Raw genomic sequence first — 20,178 nt, forward strand, 5'->3', positions numbered from 1 at the left:
CCTGCAGCTGGCGCTCCACCACGATCTGCGTGGCGATGCCGGCGTGGTCGGTGCCGGGCACCCAGGCGGTGTTGAAGCCACTCATGCGGTGGTAGCGCGTGAGCGAGTCCATGATGGTCTGGTTGAACGCGTGGCCCATGTGCAGCGTGCCGGTCACGTTGGGCGGCGGCAGCTGGATGGCGAAGTTCCTGCCTGCGGCGGCAGCTTGCTCGTCGGGCGCCGAGGTGCCACGGAAGCCGGCCACGCCGTAACCCCGCTGTTCCCACTCCGGGCCCCAGTGGGCTTCCAGCGCGGCGGGCTCGAAGGATTTGGACAGGCTGTTCAGACCGGGTTGTTGCAGGGTGTCGGACATGGCGGAGGGCGCAAAAAGTGCAACGGCGCCCCGCAGGGCGCCGCTGGGAAAAAGATCGGGAAGTGCTTGATTTTATTCGAGTGCCGTCCGTCCATTGGCCGGCGGTCGGGGCGTTCCGAAGGCGTGGCCATGCACCGCATCGGCGGCGCTGGCACGGGGTTTTCCCTCGGGTCGCGGCCCGTGTTGCGAACGGTTGTCAGCTGCGCCCTCGTGATAGCCGTGGGTAATGCGCCACATAGCCGGTGCCTACTGGACCCGGTCGCCCGGCGGGCGTAAGTTTGTCCTCGTCTCAGCAGGCCAGCCCCGGCAAAGGGGGCCGGCTGGACGCCTTTTTCCACCCACGAACAGGAGATACCTCATGGCTGCATTGAAAGGTTCAAAAACCGAGCAGTGCCTGAAGGACGCCTTTGCCGGCGAATCCCAGGCCAACCGCCGTTACCTGTATTTCGCGAACAAGGCCGACGTGGAGGGCCAGAACGACGTGGCGGCGCTGTTCCGGTCCACCGCCGAAGGGGAGACCGGGCACGCCCACGGCCACCTCGAATTCCTGGAACAGTCGGGCGACCCCGCCACCGGTCTGCCCATCGGCAGCACGCGCCTGAACCTCGCCTCGGCCGTGGCCGGTGAAACCCACGAGTACACCGACATGTACCCGGGCATGGCCAAGACCGCGCGCGAGGAAGGTTTTGACGAAGTGGCCGACTGGTTCGAGACCCTGGCCAAGGCCGAGCGTTCGCACGCCAACCGCTACCAGCGGGCGCTGAATGAACTGGTGGACTGAACTGGGCCACTCCCTGCGCCGCTGACGCTGATTGCCCCTGCAAGGGGGCCGACACCTGCGGCCCGTCCTGAGCTTGACGAAGGGCGGTTCCGCGGAGTCCCTGGCAGGGCTGCCCCTTCGTTGGCGGCCCCTTCTGCAAGCGTTCGGTTGAGCGTTTGCAGAAGCCCACGAGACAAACCCCACGACCGGCCGCGCCGCAGAGCGCGAGAAGAGGAGTGCACATGGCCACCGAAGGCAACCTGCAGGCGCCGACACGCCACCCGCTGGACTGGCAGAACCCCGACTTCTACGACGAGGGCAAGTGCTTGGTCGAGCTGGAGCGAATCTTCGACATCTGCCACGGTTGCCGCCGCTGTGTGAGCCTGTGCGGGGCCTTTCCCACGCTGTTCGATCTGGTCGACGAGAGCAAGACCATGGAGGTCGACGGCGTCGCCAAGGCCGACTACTGGAAGGTGGTGGACCAGTGCTACATGTGCGACCTCTGCTACATGACCAAGTGCCCGTACACGCCGCCGCACGAATGGAACCTGGACTTCCCGCACACCATGCTGCGGGCCAAGGCGATCAAGTTCAAAAAGGGTGAGGTCAAGCTCAGCGAGAAGCTGCTGGCCTCCACCGACGTGCACGGCCAGTTCGCCGGCATCCCGATCGTGGTGCAGGCGGTCAACGCGGTGAACAAGACCCGGCTGGCGCGCGGCGCGATGGAAGACCTGATGGGGGTCGACCGGGACGCCTGGCTGCCCGAACTGGCGAGCAAACGCTTCCGCTGGACCGCGCCGCAGGCTCAGGCCAGCGAGGTGGTCGATGGCGAAAAGACGCCCGGCAAGGTGGTGATCTTCTCCACCTGCTTCATCAATTACAACGAACCCGGCATCGGTCTGGACCTGCTGAAAATCCTCGACCACAACGCCATTCCCTACACCCTGGTCGAGAAGGAAAAATGCTGCGGCATGCCCAAGCTGGAGCTGGGCGATCTCGAATCGGTGCGGGCGAGCAAGGAGGCCAACATCCCGGTGCTGGCCAAGTACGCGAAGGACGGCTTCGCGATCCTGGCGGCCGTGCCCAGCTGCGCGCTGATGTTCAAGCAGGAAATCCCGCTGATGTTCCCCGACGACGCCGACACCCAGCTCGTGAAGGATCACATGTGGGACCCGTTCGAGTACCTGATGGCGCGCAAGCGCGACGGCCTGCTCAAGACCGAATTCCCGCAGCCGCTGGGCAACGTCAGCTACCAGATTCCCTGCCACGGCCGGGTGCAAAACATCGGCAGGAAGACCGAAGAAATGCTCAAGATGGTGCCGGGCACCACCGTCAACACCATCGAACGCTGCTCGGGCCATGCGGGCACCTTCGGCGTCAAGAAGGCCTACCACCAGCAGGCGATGAAGATCGGCAAACCGGTGTTCAAGGCCATGGCCACGATGAAGGACGGTGCCAAGCCCGACTTCATCAGCTCCGACTGCCCGCTGGGCGGCCACCACATCGCCCAGGGCTTCGAAGTGAACGGTCTCGGCGCGCCGGAACTCAACCACCCCCTGACCCTGGTCCGCAAGGCCTATGGATTGAAGTAGACCCGCGCGGCTCCCGGTGCGCGGCGCGCCCGGGAGCGGCCCGGCAGCACAACCCCCAAGGAATCGATATGCAACCGACCGGCCACATCGCCCCCGACAACCTCCTGAGCCTGGAGGCCTACAGCAAATGGCGCAAGACCCACAAGGGCGAGGTCATCGCGCACCGCCAGCTGCGCAGCGTGCCGCTGGGTGAACACCTGAACCTGCAGTTCGAGAGCGAGCTGACCATCCGCTACCAGATCCAGGAGATGCTGCGCATCGAGAAGATCTTCGAGGAGGAGGGCATCCAGCAGGAGATCGAGGCCTATGCGCCCCTGGTGCCCGATGGCCACAACTGGAAGGCCACGGTGCTGATCGAGTACACCGACGTCAACGAACGCCGGCGCGAGCTGGCGCGGCTGATCGGCGTGGAGGACCGGCTGTTCGTCGAAGTCGAGGGCTGTGAGCGCGTCTACGCCATCGCCGATGAAGACCTGGACCGCGAGAACGAACACAAGACCAGCGCGGTGCATTTCGTGCGCTTCGAACTCACGCCCGGCATGTGCGCGTCGGTGCGCGCCGGCGCCGCGGTCAAGCTGGGCTGCGACCACACCCATTACCCGGTGCACCAGCAGATCCGGCCCGAAACCCTGGCCAGCCTGGCGGGCGACCTGCGCTGAGGGCTCAGTCCGCCCGGTGCGCGGCCCACGCCGCCCACTCGGGGCCGGCCGGTGCCCGGATGTCCAGCGCCGCCCCGGTCACCGGGTGGGCCAGGGCCAGATGGCTGGCGTGCAGCCACAGCCGCTGTTCGTCCAGGTAGCCGGCCACCGCCCGGTTCAGCGGCCCCTTGCCGTGTGTCGCGTCGCCGATGATGGGGTGGGCCATGTGCTTGCAGTGCCGCCGCAGCTGGTGGCGGCGGCCGGTCAGGGGCAACAGTTCCAGCAGGGCGCAGCGGGTGCTGTCGAAGCGGCCATCGGCCAGCGGCAGTTCGTAGCGTTCCAGGGCGCGAAAGCGTGTCTGTGCGTCCTGCACCTCTTCGCGCTCGGTGCGCATGTCGTCGGGCAAACGCCGCAGCGGGTGGTCGATCAGGCCCGCGTCGGCTGGCCAGCCGCGCACCACGGCCTGGTAGGTCTTGCGCAGGCCCTCGCCCGCCTCAAAGGCCTGGCCCAGGCGGCGCGCGGTGGCCGCGTCCAGCGCGAACAGCAGCACGCCGCTGGTGCCTTTGTCCAGCCGGTGCACCGGCCAGACCGGGCGGCCCAGCTGGTCGCGCAGCAGTTGCAGGGCGAAGCGGGTTTCGCCCGCGTCCAGGCCGGTGCGGTGCACCAGCAGGCCGGGCGGTTTGTGGACCGCTGCCAGATAATCGTCCAGGTACAGGATGTCCAACATGCTCTTTTTATTGTCTCCCGCCAAGGCGCTCGATTTCGAGACGCCGCCCCACATCGGCACGCACACGCAACCGCTGTTCGTGCACCAGGCCAGCGAGCTGATCGCCGTGCTGCGCGAAAAGTCGCCGCAGCAGATCGCCGAACTCATGGACCTGTCGGACCAACTCTCGGGTCTGAACGTGGCGCGCTACCAGGCCTGGCGCCCCAAATTCACCGCCAAAAACGCCAAGCAGGCCGTGCTGGCCTTTGATGGCGACGTGTACGGCGGCCTGGACGCGAAGACGCTGGGCGAGGCCGAACTCGACTGGCTGCAGCAGCACCTGTGCATCCTCAGCGGCCTGTACGGCGTGCTGCGCCCGCTGGACTGGATGCAGCCCTACCGGCTGGAAATGGGCACGCGCCTGGTCACGCCCCAGGGCAAGAACCTCTACCAGTTCTGGGGCCGCCAGATCGCCCAGTACCTGAACGAGCGCGCCCAGGCCGACAAGACCCCGGTGGTCATCAACCTGGCGAGCGAGGAGTATTTCAAAGCCGTGGACCGCAAGGCCTTGCTGCCACGCGTGGTGACCTGTGCGTTCGAGGAGCGCAAGGGCGACCAGTACAAGGTGGTCAGTTTCTTCGCCAAGCGCGCGCGGGGCCTGATGGTGCGCCACGCGGTCCAGCACCGCGTCACACGGGTCGAGCAGCTCAAGGACTTTGCGCAGGAGGGCTACCGCTTCGTGCCCGCCGCGTCCGAGCCCGACCACCTGGTGTTCCGCCGCGATCGGGGCTGACGCGGCACCGCATGACCGAGCACATCACCATGAGCCAGACCATCACCGACGACCTGCGCCGCTGGCTGCAGGAGCAGATCGACGACGGCGCAGAACACGAGGCCATGCTCGATGCGCTGATGGCCGCCGGCTGGGCCGAGGACCTGGCCGAGCGCGCCATCCGCATCACCCGGCGCGAGCGCAGCGCACGCGAGGCGGCCGAACGCGAACCGCAGGCCGCGCCGCGCAGCGCGGTGCCCACCATTCACACGGGGCCGTCGTCGCGCGAGATCCTGGTCGATGGGCGGGCGGTGCATGTGCTGGCCAGCCTGAACCTGCCGCGCGTGGTGCTGCTCGCGGGCCTGCTGAGCGCCGAAGAATGCGACGCGCTGATCGCGGCCGCCCGCCCGCGCCTGGCGCGCTCGCTGACCGTGCAGACGACCACCGGCGGCGAAGAGCTCAACCCCGACCGCACCAGCGACGGCATGTTCTTCAACCGCGGCGAGACCGAACTGGTGCGGCGCATCGAAGCGCGCATCGCCGCGCTGGTGCACTGGCCGGTGGAGAACGGCGAGGGCATGCAGGTGCTGCACTACCGGGCGGGCGCCGAGTACAAGCCGCACTACGACTATTTCGACCCCGCCGAGCCCGGCACGCCCACCATCCTGCGCCGGGGTGGCCAGCGCGTGGGCACGCTGGTGATGTACCTCAACGACCCGGCGCGCGGGGGCGGCACCGTGTTCCCCGACGCCGGCTTCGAGGTCATGCCCCAGTGCGGCCATGCCGTCTTCTTCAGTTACGACCGCCCCTCGCCGGCCACGCGCACCCTGCACGGGGGCGCGCCGGTGCTCGAAGGCGAAAAATGGATCGCGACCAAATGGTTGCGCGAACGCACCTTCACCTGACGCCATGAACATTCCCGAACATTCCCAGCTGGGCAAGGTCTCGGCCTACATCGACCGCTACGACGCGTCGCTGCTGTTCCCGCTGCCGCGCGAAACCAAGCGGCGAGAGATCGGCATCAGCGGCCGCATCCCCTTCCTGGGGGCCGACCTCTGGACCGCGTTCGAGCTGAGCTGGCTCAACCCGCGCGGCAAGCCGCAGGTGGCGCTGGCGCACTTCACCATCCCCTGCGAGAGCACGCACATCGTCGAGAGCAAGTCCTTCAAGCTCTACCTCAACAGCTTCAACAACACGGCCTTCGAGTCGGCCGACGCGGTGCGCGAGTGCATCCGCAACGACGTGAGCGCGGCCATCTGGCACGGCGGCCCGGTCATGGCTGGTGCGGGCGTCAGGCTGCTGCTGCCCGAGGCCTTTGACCGCGAGCCGGTGCACGAACTGACCGGCCTGAGCATCGACCGGCTGGACGTGGAGTGCACGCAGTACCAGCCCGCGCCCGAACTGCTGAGCGCCGCGCTGGACGAGCAACCCGTGACCGAAACCCTGACCAGCCACCTGCTCAAGAGCAACTGCCTGGTGACCGGCCAGCCCGACTGGGGCGGTGTGCAGATCAGCTACACCGGCCCGCAGATCGACCAGGCCGGCCTGCTGCAGTACATCGTGAGCTTTCGCAACCACAACGAATTCCACGAGCAGTGCGTCGAGCGCATCTACATGGACGTGCTGACGCGCTGCAAGCCCACCAAGCTGGCGGTCTACGCGCGCTACACGCGCCGCGGCGGGCTGGACATCAACCCCTGGCGCAGCAGCCACCCGCAGCAGCCGCCGGCCAACGTGCGCACCGCGCGCCAGTGATCAAAGCATCTTCTGGATCAGCGCGCCCTTGAACAGCACCGGCCCGGTGGGGCCGCGCTCGCTGGGCACGCCACCCAGCGGTTCCAGGCTGATCGCCAGGGCCGGCACGCCGCCCACGGCCTGCTCGTCTGCGGCCAGCTGCAGCAGCTTGTCCTGGCTCAGAACGCCCAGTGAACGGGGAGCCGCGCCCGGCGGCAGCGCCCACAGCTGCAGCGACTTGTCGGCCGCTTCCCGGTAACCGCCCACGCGCTGCAGCGTCAGCCGCCGGTTCTTGGGGTCGAAGGTGACGAGCATGGACGCGCTGGCCTGCTCGTCGTTGAGCACCGCCACGTATGCGATCTGTGGCTGCGAGGCCAGCCGGGCCTGCAGCGCGCCGATCTGCGCGCCCAGTTCGTCGCGCAGGCCCACGGCCGTGCCCACGGCCAGCACCGTGGCCAGCGCGCCGGCCGCGGTGGTGCCGCGCCACAGGGGCAGGCTGCGCCACCAGCCGGCGCGCGCCGGTGCGGGGGCCGAACGGGCAGTGGCCATGGCCGTTTGGTCGCGCTCGGCCCGCACCAGGTTGTGGATGCGGGTCCACACCGCGGATGAGGGCAGGGCGGCCTGCTGCAGTTCGTTCATGCTGGCCACCCGGCTTTGCCAGATGAGCGCGGCCGCGCGCACCGGCGCCTGTTCGCGCGCCAGGGCCTCGAAGCGGCGCCGCGCGCCACCGCGCAGGGTGCCGAGTGCGTAGGCGGCGGCCAGACGGTCCAGCAATTCGGGGTGTTGGGTCAAGTTCATGGACAGGCTTCAGTGGTTTGCGACGCCGCAGCACAACCCTTTTCGCACGAAGCTACGCCGACCAGGGGCACCGAGGAACCGGCTTCGCCGGGCCTCTGGTGCCGCCCCCCTGGAGGGGGGGTGACGCGAAGCGGCGCAGGGGGTGTTTTTGTTCACGCGGGGGGTGTTCACGCGTACCTCGCCATGCAAGCGCGCAGCTGGTCCAGCCCGCGGCGGATCCAGCTCTTGACCGTGCCCAGCGGCAGCTTCAGCTGTTGCGCCAGTTCGCCGTGGCTGAGGTCGCGCAGGTAGGCCAGGCTGACCACCTCGCGCTGCTTGTTGTCCAGCCGCGTCAGGCACTGGTGCAGCGCCCAGGCCTGCTGGCTGGCCAGGCTGGTGTCCATGGGGTTGGCGCTGTCGCCTTCCAGTGTGTCGGCCAGGGCCTCGTCCAGCTCGTCGCTCAGGTGCTCGCGCTCGGCCTTGTGGCGGCGCAGCTGGTCCAGCGCGCGGCTGCGCACGATCAGGCCCAGCCAGGCCATGGGCGGGCTGAGGCTGGCGCGGTAGTCGGCGGCGTTTTTCCAGACCTGCAGAAAAGCCTCCTGCAGCGCGTCTTCGGCCCATTCGCGGCGGCTGGTCACGCGCAGGGCCAGACCGTAGAGCTTGCCCGAGGTCTGGTCGTACAGCGCCTTGAGCGCGGCTTCATCGCGCGCGGCCACGCGGTGAATCAGGGCCATGAGCGCGTGGTCGGGTTCGTTTGGCATGGGCGCATTGTGGTCCAGCGCCATGGCCTTCGCCGGCCCGTGCCGTTGCCAGGGGCTGCGCCAGGCCATCACAGCCGCCGCCTGCGTGGCACCACCTGGGTGGGCACGGTGACGGTGGAGACCGCCTGCACCTGCACCGGCAGCGGACTGCCTTCGACCAGCTGGTCCGGGTGCCAGACGCGCACGCGCGCCGCGCCCTCGGGTACCTCGGCCAGCGTGGCCATGCCCTGGGCGTCGGTCTTGAGCACCCAGGGCGTGTCGGCCACGTAGACGAAGCCGCGCATGGACCCGTGCAGGTGGCAGCCCAGCTGCAGCGGGCCGGGTTGGCCCAGCACCACCTCGGTGCTGGCCGCTGGCTGGCCGTTGACCTGACCGGTCAGGCGCAGTTCAAAGCCCGCGCTGGCACCTGTGCTCAGGCCGGCCATGCCTGCGGGCACGCCGCGCACGTGGTGGTCCCAGCCGTCCTGGTTGGTGAAGCGCACCCGCGAACCCACCGGCACCACGCTGACCGCAGGCACGAACTGCATCTTGTGCTGCACGATGTGGGCCTGCACCGGCGGCGGCGCCTTGCCGCGTGCGCCACTGGCTGGCTCCACCAGCACCACCGCATCGGGCAGGGGCTGGCCGTCCTTGCCGGTCACCGTGACCTGCAGCGTGCCGGCCGTGGCCGCGCTGGCGCACACCGCGGTCAGCAGGGCGGCGGCGAGGTGGCGGCGGTGGTGCCGGCTCATCGCGGGTTCACCACGTCGCGGTGCATGGGCGCCAGCAGGGCCAGCAGCTGGTTCTGGCGCGCGAACGGCACGCCGCGCGCGTCCATGCTCTGCTGCAGCACCTCCACCAGGGCGTTGAAGTGGGCGCGCGTCACGTCCATGCTGGCGTGCACTGCTTTCATGTCCGGGCCTTTGTAGACGCAGGGGCCGCCGGCGAGCTGGCAGACCTGGTCGGTCAGCTGGCTGGCCAGGGCATCGAGCGGGGTGTCCTTGAACTGTTCGCCGATGCGCGCGTCGGCCCGCAGGCGCTGGGTGAAGTCGTCCATCAGCGTGCGGATGCCGGCCTTCTGGCCCAGCGCGTCGAACAGGCCCGGGGCCGGTGCCACCGGGTAGGCCGAGGCGGACGAGGGCTGGGGCGCCATGGGCTGGGCCATGGTCTGGGCGAGCGCGTGGCCGCTGGCCATGGCCAGCAGGGTGAGGGTGGTGGCGGTGATGAGGTGTTTCATGGGGATGTCCGGGGTGGAGTGAAGCGTCAGAAGGCGAACTGGGCCGAGGTGTAGAAGCCGGTCTGCTGCCGGCTGGCGGTGGTGGCGGGCACGATGCGGCCCAGGTTCACCCAGGCGGCGGTGAGCGAGACGTGTTTGCTCGGCGCCCAGGCGACGAACAGGTCCATCCAGTCGTCGGCGCGCAGGCCGTTGCCCAGGCCGGCGGCCGCGCCGGCGCGCTGCAGCTTGTTCGGCATGCCGCGGTATTCCAGGCCCACGGCCAGGTCCTTGCGCAGCAGCCAGGCGACCGAGACTTCTGGCACCAGCTCGTAACCGTCGTCGGCCCCGCCCAGCGTGGCCCCGTGGCCCAGCAGGCCGCCCTGGTTGGCGCGGGTGGCGCGCAGCGTGCCGTTGACCAGCACCCCCTGCGCCAGGAAGAGCTTGGTCGCGCTCACATACACATCGGTGCCGCTGCGGTCGGCGCCCAGGGCGGTCAGCGTGCCGTCCAGCCCGCTCGACTGCAGGCGCTTGTGCTGCGCGCCCACGGCGATCTGCGGCATCAGCGTGTCGCTGTCGACGATCGCCTCGCCCGCCACGCGCCACTTGGCGCCCAGCACGTCCTGCTTCAGGTGCAGGCCGGGCAGGCCGAGCGCGGTGCCGGTGGCGCGGGTGTTGAAGTCCTGGTGACCGAACGAGAGTTCGACGCGGTCGTTCAGGCCGATGGCCACGCCCGCGGCCGTCAGGCCGTAATCGCGCGTGACGGCGCGACTGAGGTAGGCGGCCGCGCCGGTCTGGCCCTCGGCGCCCGGCCCGCCGATCACGGCCCAGGGGCTCAGGCCACCGCCAGCGGCGCCGTCGACCGTGGAGACGCCGCCGGTCAGCAGCAGCTTGCCGGTGTCGGCATGGGCGGGCGACAGGCCCAGGGTGGCGGCCGACAGGGCGATGACCGCCAGGGATCGCTGCAGCGGGGAGGGGAAACGGTGGTTGGTTTGTGGCATGGGGTGGAGCGGTTGGGTGGCAGAAGGGCCAGCGGTGCTGGCCTGCTCACTACGCAGCGCATCGCCGGTTGGATGCGCCGGGGTCTGAAGCCCCAGAGAACGTGGGGGCAAGTGCATCCACCGGCCGGGTGGCCTGCGTATCCGTTGTGACACGTGCCACCGGCCGGTCATCCATCCCCAACCCATCAGGAGCACCCCATGAACCCCATCAACCCCCGCCGCCAGTTCATTGGCCGCGGCGCCACCCTCTCGGCCGCCGCATTGGCTTTGCTGGCCGGACGCGACGCCCTGGCCGCGGGCATGAAAGGGGATGCCGCCAAAGACGTCGGCATCCTCAATGTGGCGCTGGGCCTGGAGCACGAAGCCATCAACGCCTACCAGCTGGGCGCCGGCAGCGGCCTGCTGCAAAAGCCGGTGCTGGACGTGGCCGTGCAGTTCCAGGGCCACCACAAGGTGCACCGCGACGCGCTGATCGCCACCATCCAGAAGCTCGGGGGCCAGCCGGTGGCCGAGCTGAAGCTGGGGGACTACGCCAAGGCCCTGAACGCCGCTGCGCTGAAGAACCAGGGCGACGTGCTGGACCTGGCCGCCCGCCTGGAGCTGGGCGCGACCAGCGCCTACCTCAGCGTGATCCCCGCCATGGTCGACCGCGAGCTGGCCAAGGTGGCCGCCCGCCTGGCCGCCGACGAGACGATGCACTTCACCGTGCTGACCAGCGCGCTGGGCCGTCCGCTGCCGGCGGGGGCGCTGTCGTTCGGCGCCTGAGTGCCGAGAACCTCGAGGGTCGGCCCCCGGCCGGCCCCCTCATCCCCAGCGTGCTTGCCCTGTCACCACCACCGAGGAGTTTTTTCATGATCATCAAAACGACCCTGGCCGCCACGGCCGCCCTTGCCCTGTCGGCCTGCGCCTCCGGCATGGGCGCGCCCACCATGACCTTCTCGCAGGCCAGCCTCCCCGCCGCCGTGCAGGTGCCGGCTGGCCACAAAGTTGCCATGGAAACCGTGGGCGTCGGCCAGATCACCTACGAATGCCGCGCCAAGAAAGACATGGCCGGGCACGAGTGGGTGTTTGTCGGTCCCGACGCCCAGTTGATGGACCGCATGGGCCAGCAGGTCGGCAAGTACCACGGCCCGCCCGCCACCTGGGAAAGCAACGACGGTTCGAAGCTGACCGGCGCACAGGTCGCGGTCGCCCCGGCCGTGGCGGGCAGCCTCCCGCTGCAGCTGGTCAAGGCCAACACGGCCATGGGCACGGGCGCGATGCAGGGCGTGACCTACATCCAGCGCGTGGCCACGCGGGGGGGCGTGGCACCGGCCATGACCTGCGACGCCGCCAGCATGGGCCGCCAGCAGGCCGTGCAGTACCAGGCCGACTACATCTTCTGGAAGGCGGCCTGATCAGGCGGCCCGCTCGAACCCTTCGAGCAGGTTCACCGCGTTGGTGCCCACCGCGTCCACCGCGTAGCCGCCCTCGAAGGTGAACACCGTGGGCAGGCCGGCGCGGGCCAGGGTCTCGCCCACGGCGAAGTAGTCGGCGCTCTGGAGCGTGAAGCCCGAGATCGGGTCGCCCTCGAAGGTGTCCAGGCCCATGGGCACCACCAGCGCGTCGGCCTGGAAGGCGGACACCGCCGCCAGTGCCTGCCCGAGTGCGGCGTGCCAGGTGGCGAAGTCCGTGCCGCGCGGCAGCGGCAGGTTGAGGTTGAAACCTTCCCCCTCGCCCGCGCCGCGTTCGTTCGCGTGGCCGAGGAAGAACGGGTACTCGGTCATGGGGTCGCCGTGGATCGAGACCGTCAGCACGTCCGCGCGTTCGTAAAAAATGGTCTGCGTGCCGTTGCCGTGGTGGTAGTCCACGTCCAGCACCGCCACGCGTTGCTTGCCGCCATCGCGCAGGGCTTGCGCGGCGATGGCCGCGTTGTTCAGGAAGCAGTAGCCGCCAAAAAAGTCGGCCCCCGCGTGGTGGCCGGGTGGGCGGGTCAGGGCAAAGGCGCTGCGCGCGCCGCCCAGCACCTCGTACGCGGCTTCCAGTGCACAGGCCGCACCGCTGCGCGCCGCGGCCCAGGTGCCCGCCATCAGCGGCGAGCCCGAATCGAAACCGAACAAGCCCAGCCGCGCCGCGAAGTTGCGCGGCAGCACGTCGGTGCGGAAGGCGTGGCGGTTGCCCAGCGGCCAGACCGAAGGCAGGGCGTCGCGCTGGGCATTGGCCGGGTCCATGGCCACCCATTCGTCCCAGGCGCCGGCCAGGAACTGCGTGTAGCGCGCGGCGTGCACGCGGCCGATCGCCATGTCCAGTTCGGCGTCGACGAGGGCGGGTGTGAGCAGCTCGCCCAGCGGGCGGCGCTGCAGCTCCGTCAGCACAAAGTCCAGCCGCGCCGGCACCTCGTGGCAGGGCACCATGCGGCCGCGGAACATCTCTTCGCGCCCCTGGTGCAGCGCGTGGTCGGGGTTTTGGAAAATTTTCATGATGGGCGCGAGTGTCGCACCGCCGGCCGCGCCGGGGCTATATTGGCCGCGTTGTTCATCGACCTTTTCAGGAGTCCTCCATGTCGTCCGGAAAAATCCTCGTCGCCCAGGGCGGCGGCCCCACCGCCGTCATCAACCAGTCGCTCGTGGGCGTGGCGCTGGAGGCGCGGCGCTTCCAGAACGTGCAGCGCATCTACGGCGCGCGCCATGGGGTGCGCGGCATCGTGGACGAGAACTTTGTGGACCTCACGCAGGAGACCAGCCACAACCTCGAAGCCGTGGCGCGCACGCCGGCTTCGGCGCTCGGCTCCACGCGCGACAAGCCCGACCTGAAGTACTGCCAGGAAATTTTCAAGGTGCTCAAGGCCCACGAAATTGAGCACTTCTTCTACATCGGCGGCAATGACTCGTCGGACACGGTGCGCATCGTCAGCGAGGAGGCGCACAAGGCCAACTACCCGCTGCGTTCGATCCACATTCCCAAGACGATCGACAACGACCTGGTGGGCAACGACCACACGCCGGGCTTCCCCTCGGCGGCGCGCTTCGTGGCGCAGGCCTTTGCCGGGGCGAACCTCGACAACGCCTCGCTGCCCGGCGTGTACGTGGGGGTGGTGATGGGCCGGCACGCGGGCTTCCTCACGGCCGCGTCGGCGCTGGGAAAGAAGTTCCCGGACGACGGCCCGCACCTGATCTACGTGCCCGAGCGGGTGTTCGAGATCCCCAAGTTCCTGGCCGACGTGAAGGCCATGTACGAACGCCACGGCCGCTGCGTGATCGCGGTCAGCGAGGGCATCCACGACGCATCGGGCCAGCCCATCATCACCCAGCTGGCCAAGGACGTGGAGAAGGACGCGCACGGCAACGTGCAGCTCAGTGGCACCGGCGCGCTGGCCGACCTGCTGTGCGAAGAGATCAAGGCCAAGCTGGGTATCAAGCGCGTGCGCGGCGACACCTTCGGCTACCTGCAGCGCAGCTTCATCGGCTGCGTCAGCGACGTGGACCAGCGCGAGGCGCGCGAGGTGGGCGAGAAGGCGGTGCAGTTCGCGATGTGGGGCCGGGTGGATGGCTCGGTGGCGATCAAGCGCACCGGCTTTTATTCGGCCGACTACGAGCTGCTGCCACTGGACGCGGTGGCCGGCAAGACGCGCACCATGGAGGACGAATTCATTTCAGCCAGCGGCACCGATGTGACCGATGCCTTCCGCCTGTATTTGCGGCCGCTGCTGGGTTCGGACATGCCCGACGCGTTCCGCCTGCGCTTCAACCCGGTGGCCAAGGTGCTGCGGCCCTGAGCCTGGCGGGCCGGCCCGCCGGTGCTGCCCGGCGCGGGGCAGGGCGCGCGTCGCTTGTCGCCGTCCGGGGCTGGTGCTAGTCTGGCGGCGGGCCGTGGTGGGTGTCGCGTCGCTTGCCACGGGGTCGGTTTCCACCACATGCCTGTGTGCAGAAAGCGAGCGCGCCGTGAACAGCCTGAGCACCTTCCGTTTCCCCGAGGGCACCTGCATCGCGCAGGCCCAGCCGAACGCCGGCGTGTCCGTCACGCTGGCTTCGCCCGGCCGGGCGGTCATGACCGACCTGACCCACGTGCGCGCGGCCACCATCCGCCCGGACATGCCGCTGGCCGAGGCGCGCCAGACCATGATCCACCAGGGCGTGCGCCTGCTGTTCGTGGTCAGCGAAATGCCCTGCGTGGGCGGGCTCATCACCTCGACCGACCTGGAGGGTGAACGCCCGATGCAGCAGATCCACAAACGCGGGGTGAAATACGAAGAGCTGGTGGTGGCCGATGTGATGTCGCCGCTGGCCACGCTGGACGCGATCGACCTGGAAGACCTGGCGCACGCCACCGTGGCGACGGTGATCGCCACCCTCAAACAGGTCGGTCGGCGCCACCTGCTGGTGATCCAGAAAGCCGGCACCGGGCACGGCCCGCGGGTGCGGGGTGTCATCTCGCAGGCGCAGATCGAACGCCAGCTGGGCCAGTCCATTGCCCTGGTGGAGACGGCCGGCAATTTCGCCGAAATCAGCCAGTCGCTGACGGCGGCCTGAGCGGCCGGGACCGCGGCGGCCGAGCGCGGTCGTGCCGCGCTCAGCCCAGGTCTTTGAACGACTGCAACGGCGACAACGGCGTGAAGCTGCCGCTGCGCTTGGCCTGCATGGCGGCGATGGACTCGCGCACGTGGGCGTTGCTCCAGATCGCGCCCTGCAGCCAGCCCATCTGGCGCAGGCTGTCTTCGACGCTGTGGTCGCGCGCGTAGTCCACCGCCTGTTTGGTGCCCCAGATGGCGATGGGCGGCTTGCTGGCGATTTCCTTCGCGCAGGCCAGCGCGGCGTCCAGCAACGCCTCGGGCGTGTCGAACACTTCGTTGACCAGGCCGTAGGCCAGCGCCTTGGCGGCCGGCAGGCGGCGGCCGGTGTAGGCCAGTTCTTTCACCACCGCCAACGGCACCAGCTTGGGCAGGCGCTGCAGCGTGCCCACGTCGGCCACCATGCCGATGTTGATTTCCTGGATGCAGAAGAACGCGTCCGCCGTCGCGTAGCGGATGCAGCCGGCCGTGACCATGTCCACCGCACCGCCGATGCAGCCGCCCTGGATGGCGAAGATCACCGGGCAGCGCAGCGCCTCGATTTTGGTGAAGGTGGCCTGCATGTCGGTCAGCAGGTCGAAGATGGCGGCGCGGCCTTCGGGGCTCTGGTCGTCCATGCTGATCGCGCCGGCGAAGGTCTCCAGCGCCATGCCGGCGGAAAAGTGTTTGCCGGTGGAGCTGATGACCAGCGCGCGCGCCGTGCCTTCGCGGTGCAGCTGCGTGAGGATGGCATCGAGCTCGCGCCAGAAGGTCGGGTGCATGGTGTTGAGCTGCTCGGGGCGGCTGAGCACCAGGTGGGCCACGCCCTCGGGCGTGCGGCTGAGGGTGAAGCAGGTGGGCGTGATGTTCATCCGCCCACTGTACGCAGGGCGGTCAGCGCAGCCAGTCACACCTGAGACGGTGCGCCGCGTGGGCCCGTTCGCGCCAGTGCACGTACAGCGCGGGCACCCAGATGAAGGCGGCGCACAGGGGCAGGGCCCAGAGTTCGTCCATGGCCACCGCCGGCACCCAGCCCAGCCAGCCCATCAGCCAGACCGTGAGCATCCCGTCCCACAGCTGGTATTCCAGCGGGTGGTCGTCGCGGTGGTCGACGTGCCACTGCTTGATGCGTTGGAGCTCGTCCAGGGTCAGTCGCTGGGTCATGGCGTTCTCCCCAAAACACGAGACTTCAATGTAAGCCTCGTGTCAGGAAACGTCAACACCACGATCCCCCGAAGAGGGGGCAGAAAGAGGTCAGAACAGCTGATCGGTGACCGGCTCGGGGACTGGCGCGGTGGCCGACGCCAGCGCCGCCGCTTCGTCGGCCTTGAGCAGGGTGCCCACGCGCACGCCCAGCAGCCGGAAGCGCCGCGACAGCTCCACCCGCTTGAGGCACTGCCCGGCCACGCGGCGGATGGTGGCCGCGTCGGCGGTGTGCAGCTCGATGGTCTGGTCGCGCGTGACCTTCTCGAAGTTGTCGAAGGTGATCTTGATGCCGATGGTCTTGCCCACGTAGCCCTTGCGCTGCAGATCGCCCGCCACCTGTTCGCACAGCCGCGTGAAGATGGCGCCGGCCTCGGCCCGGTCGCGCACCGCGTGCAGGTCGCGGTCGAAGGTGGTCTCGCGGCTCATGCTCACCGGCTCGCTCTCGGTCACCACCGGCCGGTCGTCGCGACCCCAGGCGGTCGCGTGCAGCCAGGCGCCGTAGCTGCGGCCAAAGGTGTCCACCAGCCAGGGCAGTTCGCGCGCCGCCAGCTCGCCGATAGTGTGGATGCCGTGGCCCTGCAGCTTGGCGTCGGCCTTCGGCCCCACGCCGTTGATTTTGCGGCAGGGCAGGGGCCAGATCAGCGTCTGCAGGTCCGCCGGCTGCACGATGCTGATGCCGTTGGGTTTGTTGAATTCGCTGGCCATCTTGGCCAGCAGCTTGTTGGGCGCGACACCGATGGAGCAGGTCAGCCCGGTCGCCTGGAAGATGCTTTTCTGGATCAGCCGGGCCAGCACCCGGCCGCCTTCGCGCTGGCCGCCGGGCACGGCGGTGAAGTCGATGTAGACCTCGTCCACCCCGCGGTCTTCCATGACCGGGGCGATCTCGGTGATGGTGCTCTTGAACAGGCGCGAGATGCGCTTGACCTCATCGAAGTCCACCGGCAGCAGGATGGCGTCGGGGCAGAGCTTGGCGGCCTTCATCAGCCCCATGGCCGAGCCCACGCCGAACTGCCGCGCCGCGTAGGTGGCGGTGGTGGCCACGCCGCGGCCCACGTAGTCCTTCAGGCGCGGGAAAAACGCCTCCGGAATGCGGTCCAGGCTCAGCGCGTCCCAGTCGCGTTCCGGGTAAGCCTCGCGCAGGCGGGCGAGCATGTCATCCTCGCGCCGCCGCCCGCCGCCGATGACCACCGGCAGCCCCTTGAGTTGCGGGTAGCGCAGCAGCTCGACCGACGCGAAGAACGCGTCCATGTCGAGGTGGGCAATGCGGCGAAGCGGAGGGGCCGGGGCGGTCACAGCGCTGAGCATAGCGCCGCGCTGCGCGGTCTAAACTGGGGCCACACACGGCCGCTGTCGGTCGTGGCTTTTGGGGAGTTTGCGCATGAACACCACCTTGTCCCGCCTGCTGACGGCGCTGCTGGTCGCGGGCGGCGTTGCCGCGGCGGGTTGGTTCGTCAGCGGGGGTCTGGAGCGCTTTCGCATGGCCGACCGCAGCATCTCGGTCAAGGGCCTGGCCGAGAAGGACGTGGAGAGCGACTTCGCCATCTGGACGCTGAACTTCCGCCGCGCGGGCAACGAATTCGCCAGCGTGCAGCAGGCCCTGGCCGGCGACCGCGACAAGGTGCGGGCCTTTCTGAAAGCGCAGGGTTTCCCGGACGGGGAAATCGAGGCCAAACCCCTGTCGGTGCAAGACCTGTTGGCGCGCGACTACGCGCAGGGCAATGTGCCGTTCCGCTTCAACGGCAGTGGGCGCATCGTGGTCAAGAGCGCACGCGTGGCCGAGGTGGAAAAGGCCGCCCTGGCGCTGGACCCGCTGATCCAGGCCGGCGTCCAGCTCGGCGGCGAGGGCGAAGGCGCGACCGGGCCGCGCTACCAGCTGCGCGGCTTCAACGACGTGAAGGCGCCGCTGCTGGCCGAAGCGACGAAGAACGCGCGCGAACAGGCGCAGAAGTTCGCGGCCGAAGCCGGTGCCACGCTCGGCCCGCTCAAGACCGCCAACCAGGGCGTGATCCGCATCAGCGGTGACGACGGGCAGGACTTTGACGACGGCAGCTCGCGCACCAAGCGCCTGCGCGTGGTCAGCTCGTTCGAGTACGAGTTGCGCTGAGGCTGAGGTCTTCTTCCGGTACGTCCGTGAGCACGGGCACCGGGATGCCCGACCAGGTTTCCCAGCCGGGGCCGAAGGTTTCGATGGGGTGTTGCGTGCGGTCCGATCCGTTGCCGCACAGCATGGCATTGGCCGCGCAGTAGCGGTCGCAGCCCCAGCAGTTGCGTTCGGGGTGCGGCGGGTGGACGGGGAATCGTTTGGCGGTGCTCACAGCGCCGCCAGTGTGCCGCCAGCGGCGTGACGGCGCCTTGACGCTGCGCAAGCCAGCGGCGAATGGCGGATCAGATGGCCTTGTTGACCAGCCAGCCCTTGAACAGCCAGGGCAGGCTGGGCGGGGTGCCCGCCGCCACGCCGCCCTTGTTTTCGGCGCTGATGCCCAGTTCCATGGCGCCCTGCAGGTCGGCCGCCAGCACCGGCAGCTGCAGCGTCTTGTATTTGCTTTCGATGATGCCCAGCGAGCGGGGCTGGCCGTCGGTGCCCAGCGCCCAGACCTGCATGCTGTCCTCGCGGCCTTCCTTGACCTCGTTCAGGCGCTGCAGCTGCAGCTTGTGGTCCTTGGCGGTGAAGGTGGCCAGCATGGCCGGCAGGCCCTGGGCGTCCACCAGCAAGGCCACCTGGGTGATCTGCGGCTGCTCGGCCAGCTGGGCCTGCGCGTGGACGATCTGCGCCTTGAGCTGTTCCACCATGCTGGCGCTGGCGGCCCAGCCGATCAGCAGCAGCACCATCAGGGCAACGGCCAGCATTCGCCACCAGGACGACACGCGGCGATCAGCGGGGGCTTGAGAAACGGTGGAATCGGTCGAAGTCATGGTGGTGGAGCGTCGGGCCGTGTCGGTTGAATAACCACATTGACGGTGTAGGCTTTCGGGCCTATCGACCGCTGCGCATGGTGGTCCTCCACGATGGTGGCCCGCTGGGGTGGGAGGGCGGGTGCGCTGATTCTCCCACGCCCTTTTTGCCGCCCCGTCCGCCCCGCAGGTGTTGCCCCATGTCTTCTGCCGACCAAGATTCTTCTGCCACCCACTGGCCCGACAGCGCCTCCGAAGTGCCGCTGCAGGTGGTCTCGCGCCTGATCTACGCCAGCCTGAGCAAGGTGGACGAGCATGTGCTCGACGAGATGCGCCGCATCCGCGACCACGCCGTGGTGCACAACCAGGCGGCTGGCCTGCGGGTGGCGCTGCTGCACATGAGCGGCTGGTTCGTCGAATGGATCGAAGGACCCGAGGCGGGCATCCGCGCGCTGCTCGACCGCGTGGCGCAGGACCCGCGCCACCAGGGCTTGCAGGTGGTGCACCACAGCCGCGGCAAGCCGCGCCTGTTCCGCCCCTGGATCGGCTCCATCGTGCAGTCCGACGAAGGCCCCACCGCGTTTGCGCGCCGCCTGTTTGCCCTGCAGGACCGGCAGGTGCGCCAGTCGGCGCTGGAGCCTGCCAGCGTCTGGCTGCGCCTGTGTTCACCGCCCGCGGTCGACATGCCGCTGACCGATGGCGCTTTTCCGCGCGCCATGCTGCTCTCGGCCCAGGGCGCGCAGGCGTTCGAGCTGCTGCAGACCCTGGCCGCCCAGCTCAAACGGCCGCTGGTGTGCCGCCGTTTCGCCGGCGCGGCCGACGCGGCGCGCGACGTGGAAAGCGATTACCTGGACCTGCCCGCCCTGGGCCAGACCGGCTGGCGCCTGGTCGCCAATGCCCGCAAGGGCCTGGCCATGGGCATGGCCCACGCCTTTTTGCCCGACCACGCCGCCGTGGTGCTGCTGCTGAGCGACGACGCCGCGCGCAACCAGCACCTGGTGGACCGGGTGCTGGCGGCCAACCAGCAGGTGCACCACGTGCCCGTCATCGTGGGGCTGGGCACGCACGACCAGGTCACGCCCGCGCTGCAGGAACAGGTGGAGCGCCAGGGCCTGCCCTGGGTGGCGGCGCGCAGCCCGCTGCGGCGCCCCGACGCCATGGACCTGTGGGCGGTGCTGCAGCCGGTGCTGGCGCAGATCGCCTGAAAGGCACTATGCCCCCACGCTCCGCCGCTGCGCGGGTCGCTGCCCCCCAAGCAACTGTGTTGCGG

25 protein-coding genes are annotated in these 20,178 nt (G+C 69.2%); 12 read left to right on the forward strand and 13 right to left on the reverse strand.

Translation table 11 applies throughout. The annotated features are described in order from the left end of the window. The coding region (locus RMP09_RS04020; RefSeq protein WP_310564716.1) for a class I tRNA ligase family protein at positions 1–352 on the reverse strand (352 nt) is incomplete at its 3' end. A gap of 358 nt (positions 353–710) precedes the next feature. On the opposite strand from RMP09_RS04020, the gene RMP09_RS04025 reads away from it, so the two are divergent. The 3 genes from RMP09_RS04025 (at position 711) to RMP09_RS04035 (ending at position 3,363) form a co-directional block, all read left to right on the forward strand. Next, the gene (locus tag RMP09_RS04025; RefSeq protein WP_310564717.1) at positions 711–1,133 is read left to right on the forward strand and encodes a rubrerythrin family protein; all 423 of its coding nucleotides are present in this window, start codon (positions 711–713) and stop codon (positions 1,131–1,133) included. A gap of 221 nt (positions 1,134–1,354) precedes the next feature. Continuing rightward, complete coding sequence (locus tag RMP09_RS04030; protein ID WP_310564718.1) at positions 1,355–2,704, forward strand: (Fe-S)-binding protein; 1,350 nt, start codon at positions 1,355–1,357, stop codon at positions 2,702–2,704. 68 nt (positions 2,705–2,772) lie between these two features. Next, positions 2,773–3,363 carry a DUF3501 family protein gene (locus RMP09_RS04035; RefSeq protein ID WP_310564719.1) on the forward strand — a complete coding sequence of 197 codons (591 nt, stop codon included), beginning with the start codon at positions 2,773–2,775 and terminating at the stop codon, positions 3,361–3,363. A 4-nt stretch (positions 3,364–3,367) separates the two neighbouring features. Here the strand turns inward: RMP09_RS04035 and RMP09_RS04040 are convergent, their stop codons facing one another. Beyond that, complete coding sequence (locus tag RMP09_RS04040) at positions 3,368–4,069, reverse strand: pseudouridine synthase (protein ID WP_310564720.1); 702 nt, start codon at positions 4,067–4,069, stop codon at positions 3,368–3,370. Between RMP09_RS04040 and yaaA the strand changes: the two genes are divergently transcribed. The 3 genes from yaaA to queF are packed head-to-tail and all read left to right on the forward strand — an operon-like array spanning position 4,068 to position 6,575. After that, a complete protein-coding gene (gene yaaA, locus RMP09_RS04045) occupies positions 4,068–4,841 on the forward strand; it encodes a peroxide stress protein YaaA (protein WP_310564721.1) in 774 nt (257 codons plus the stop codon). The genes RMP09_RS04040 and yaaA overlap by 2 nt on opposite strands. Before the next feature lie 11 nt (positions 4,842–4,852). Beyond that, complete coding sequence (locus RMP09_RS04050) at positions 4,853–5,725, forward strand: 2OG-Fe(II) oxygenase (protein ID WP_310564722.1); 873 nt, start codon at positions 4,853–4,855, stop codon at positions 5,723–5,725. Between the two features lie 4 nt (positions 5,726–5,729). Continuing rightward, on the forward strand, positions 5,730–6,575 hold the full coding sequence (gene queF, locus RMP09_RS04055; protein ID WP_310564723.1) for an NADPH-dependent 7-cyano-7-deazaguanine reductase QueF: 846 nt from the start codon (positions 5,730–5,732) through the stop codon (positions 6,573–6,575). Here queF and RMP09_RS04060 read toward each other — a convergent pair whose 3' ends face one another. The 5 genes from RMP09_RS04060 to RMP09_RS04080 all read right to left on the reverse strand — a co-directional run bounded on the left by RMP09_RS04060 (position 6,576) and on the right by RMP09_RS04080 (position 10,285). Further along, on the reverse strand, positions 6,576–7,352 hold the full coding sequence (locus RMP09_RS04060) for an anti-sigma factor domain-containing protein (protein ID WP_310564724.1): 777 nt from the start codon (positions 7,350–7,352) through the stop codon (positions 6,576–6,578). A 167-nt stretch (positions 7,353–7,519) separates the two neighbouring features. Continuing rightward, positions 7,520–8,092, reverse strand: coding sequence for a sigma-70 family RNA polymerase sigma factor (locus tag RMP09_RS04065; RefSeq protein WP_310564725.1), 573 nt, complete (start codon positions 8,090–8,092; stop codon positions 7,520–7,522). A gap of 68 nt (positions 8,093–8,160) precedes the next feature. Continuing rightward, entirely contained in the window at positions 8,161–8,823 is a 663-nt protein-coding gene (locus tag RMP09_RS04070; RefSeq protein ID WP_310564726.1) for a plastocyanin, read from the reverse strand. Next, positions 8,820–9,308, reverse strand: coding sequence for a group 1 truncated hemoglobin (locus tag RMP09_RS04075; protein ID WP_310564727.1), 489 nt, complete (start codon positions 9,306–9,308; stop codon positions 8,820–8,822). Before RMP09_RS04075 ends, RMP09_RS04070 begins: the two co-directional genes overlap by 4 nt. A 26-nt stretch (positions 9,309–9,334) precedes the next feature. Beyond that, positions 9,335–10,285 (reverse strand): DUF3034 family protein, encoded by a 951-nt coding sequence (locus RMP09_RS04080; RefSeq protein WP_310564728.1) that lies wholly within the window; start codon positions 10,283–10,285, stop codon positions 9,335–9,337. Between the two features lie 198 nt (positions 10,286–10,483). On the opposite strand from RMP09_RS04080, the gene RMP09_RS04085 reads away from it, so the two are divergent. Then, positions 10,484–11,050 (forward strand): ferritin-like domain-containing protein, encoded by a 567-nt coding sequence (locus RMP09_RS04085; RefSeq protein ID WP_310564729.1) that lies wholly within the window; start codon positions 10,484–10,486, stop codon positions 11,048–11,050. Positions 11,051–11,136: 86 nt separating this feature from the next. Continuing rightward, complete coding sequence (locus RMP09_RS04090) at positions 11,137–11,682, forward strand: DUF3455 domain-containing protein (protein ID WP_310564730.1); 546 nt, start codon at positions 11,137–11,139, stop codon at positions 11,680–11,682. On the opposite strand, the gene RMP09_RS04095 is transcribed toward RMP09_RS04090, so the two are convergent. Next, positions 11,683–12,744, reverse strand: coding sequence for a histone deacetylase family protein (locus RMP09_RS04095; protein ID WP_310564731.1), 1,062 nt, complete (start codon positions 12,742–12,744; stop codon positions 11,683–11,685). An 80-nt stretch (positions 12,745–12,824) separates the two neighbouring features. Here RMP09_RS04095 and RMP09_RS04100 point away from each other — a divergent pair, with 80 nt between their 5' ends. Both RMP09_RS04100 and RMP09_RS04105 read left to right on the forward strand, forming a co-directional pair. Continuing rightward, a complete protein-coding gene (locus RMP09_RS04100; RefSeq protein ID WP_310564732.1) occupies positions 12,825–14,039 on the forward strand; it encodes a 6-phosphofructokinase in 1,215 nt (404 codons plus the stop codon). A gap of 166 nt (positions 14,040–14,205) precedes the next feature. Beyond that, the gene (locus RMP09_RS04105; protein WP_310564733.1) at positions 14,206–14,793 is read left to right on the forward strand and encodes a CBS domain-containing protein; all 588 of its coding nucleotides are present in this window, start codon (positions 14,206–14,208) and stop codon (positions 14,791–14,793) included. Between the two features lie 40 nt (positions 14,794–14,833). Here the strand turns inward: RMP09_RS04105 and RMP09_RS04110 are convergent, their stop codons facing one another. From RMP09_RS04110 to RMP09_RS04120, 3 genes are all read right to left on the reverse strand, one after another. Continuing rightward, the gene (locus tag RMP09_RS04110) at positions 14,834–15,682 is read right to left on the reverse strand and encodes an enoyl-CoA hydratase-related protein (protein ID WP_310564734.1); all 849 of its coding nucleotides are present in this window, start codon (positions 15,680–15,682) and stop codon (positions 14,834–14,836) included. 22 nt (positions 15,683–15,704) lie between these two features. After that, positions 15,705–15,974, reverse strand: a complete 270-nt coding sequence (locus RMP09_RS04115; RefSeq protein WP_310564735.1) for a hypothetical protein — start codon at positions 15,972–15,974, stop codon at positions 15,705–15,707. Positions 15,975–16,064: 90 nt separating this feature from the next. Then, a complete protein-coding gene (locus RMP09_RS04120) occupies positions 16,065–17,321 on the reverse strand; it encodes a DNA polymerase IV (protein WP_310564736.1) in 1,257 nt (418 codons plus the stop codon). Between the two features lie 73 nt (positions 17,322–17,394). Between RMP09_RS04120 and RMP09_RS04125 the strand changes: the two genes are divergently transcribed. Then, positions 17,395–18,120, forward strand: coding sequence for an SIMPL domain-containing protein (locus RMP09_RS04125; protein ID WP_310564737.1), 726 nt, complete (start codon positions 17,395–17,397; stop codon positions 18,118–18,120). On the opposite strand, the gene RMP09_RS04130 is transcribed toward RMP09_RS04125, so the two are convergent. Together RMP09_RS04130 and RMP09_RS04135 are read right to left on the reverse strand one after the other, a co-directional pair. Continuing rightward, the gene (locus RMP09_RS04130; protein ID WP_310564738.1) at positions 18,092–18,331 is read right to left on the reverse strand and encodes a DUF3079 domain-containing protein; all 240 of its coding nucleotides are present in this window, start codon (positions 18,329–18,331) and stop codon (positions 18,092–18,094) included. The genes RMP09_RS04125 and RMP09_RS04130 overlap by 29 nt on opposite strands. Before the next feature lie 70 nt (positions 18,332–18,401). Beyond that, complete coding sequence (locus RMP09_RS04135) at positions 18,402–18,929, reverse strand: anti-sigma factor (RefSeq protein ID WP_310564739.1); 528 nt, start codon at positions 18,927–18,929, stop codon at positions 18,402–18,404. A gap of 179 nt (positions 18,930–19,108) precedes the next feature. Between RMP09_RS04135 and RMP09_RS04140 the strand changes: the two genes are divergently transcribed. Beyond that, on the forward strand, positions 19,109–20,113 hold the full coding sequence (locus RMP09_RS04140) for a BLUF domain-containing protein (protein ID WP_310564740.1): 1,005 nt from the start codon (positions 19,109–19,111) through the stop codon (positions 20,111–20,113). Positions 20,114–20,178: the final 65 nt, after the last annotated feature.

This window comes from Hydrogenophaga sp. (assembly GCF_031426985.1).
GTDB lineage: Bacteria > Pseudomonadota > Gammaproteobacteria > Burkholderiales > Burkholderiaceae_C > Hydrogenophaga.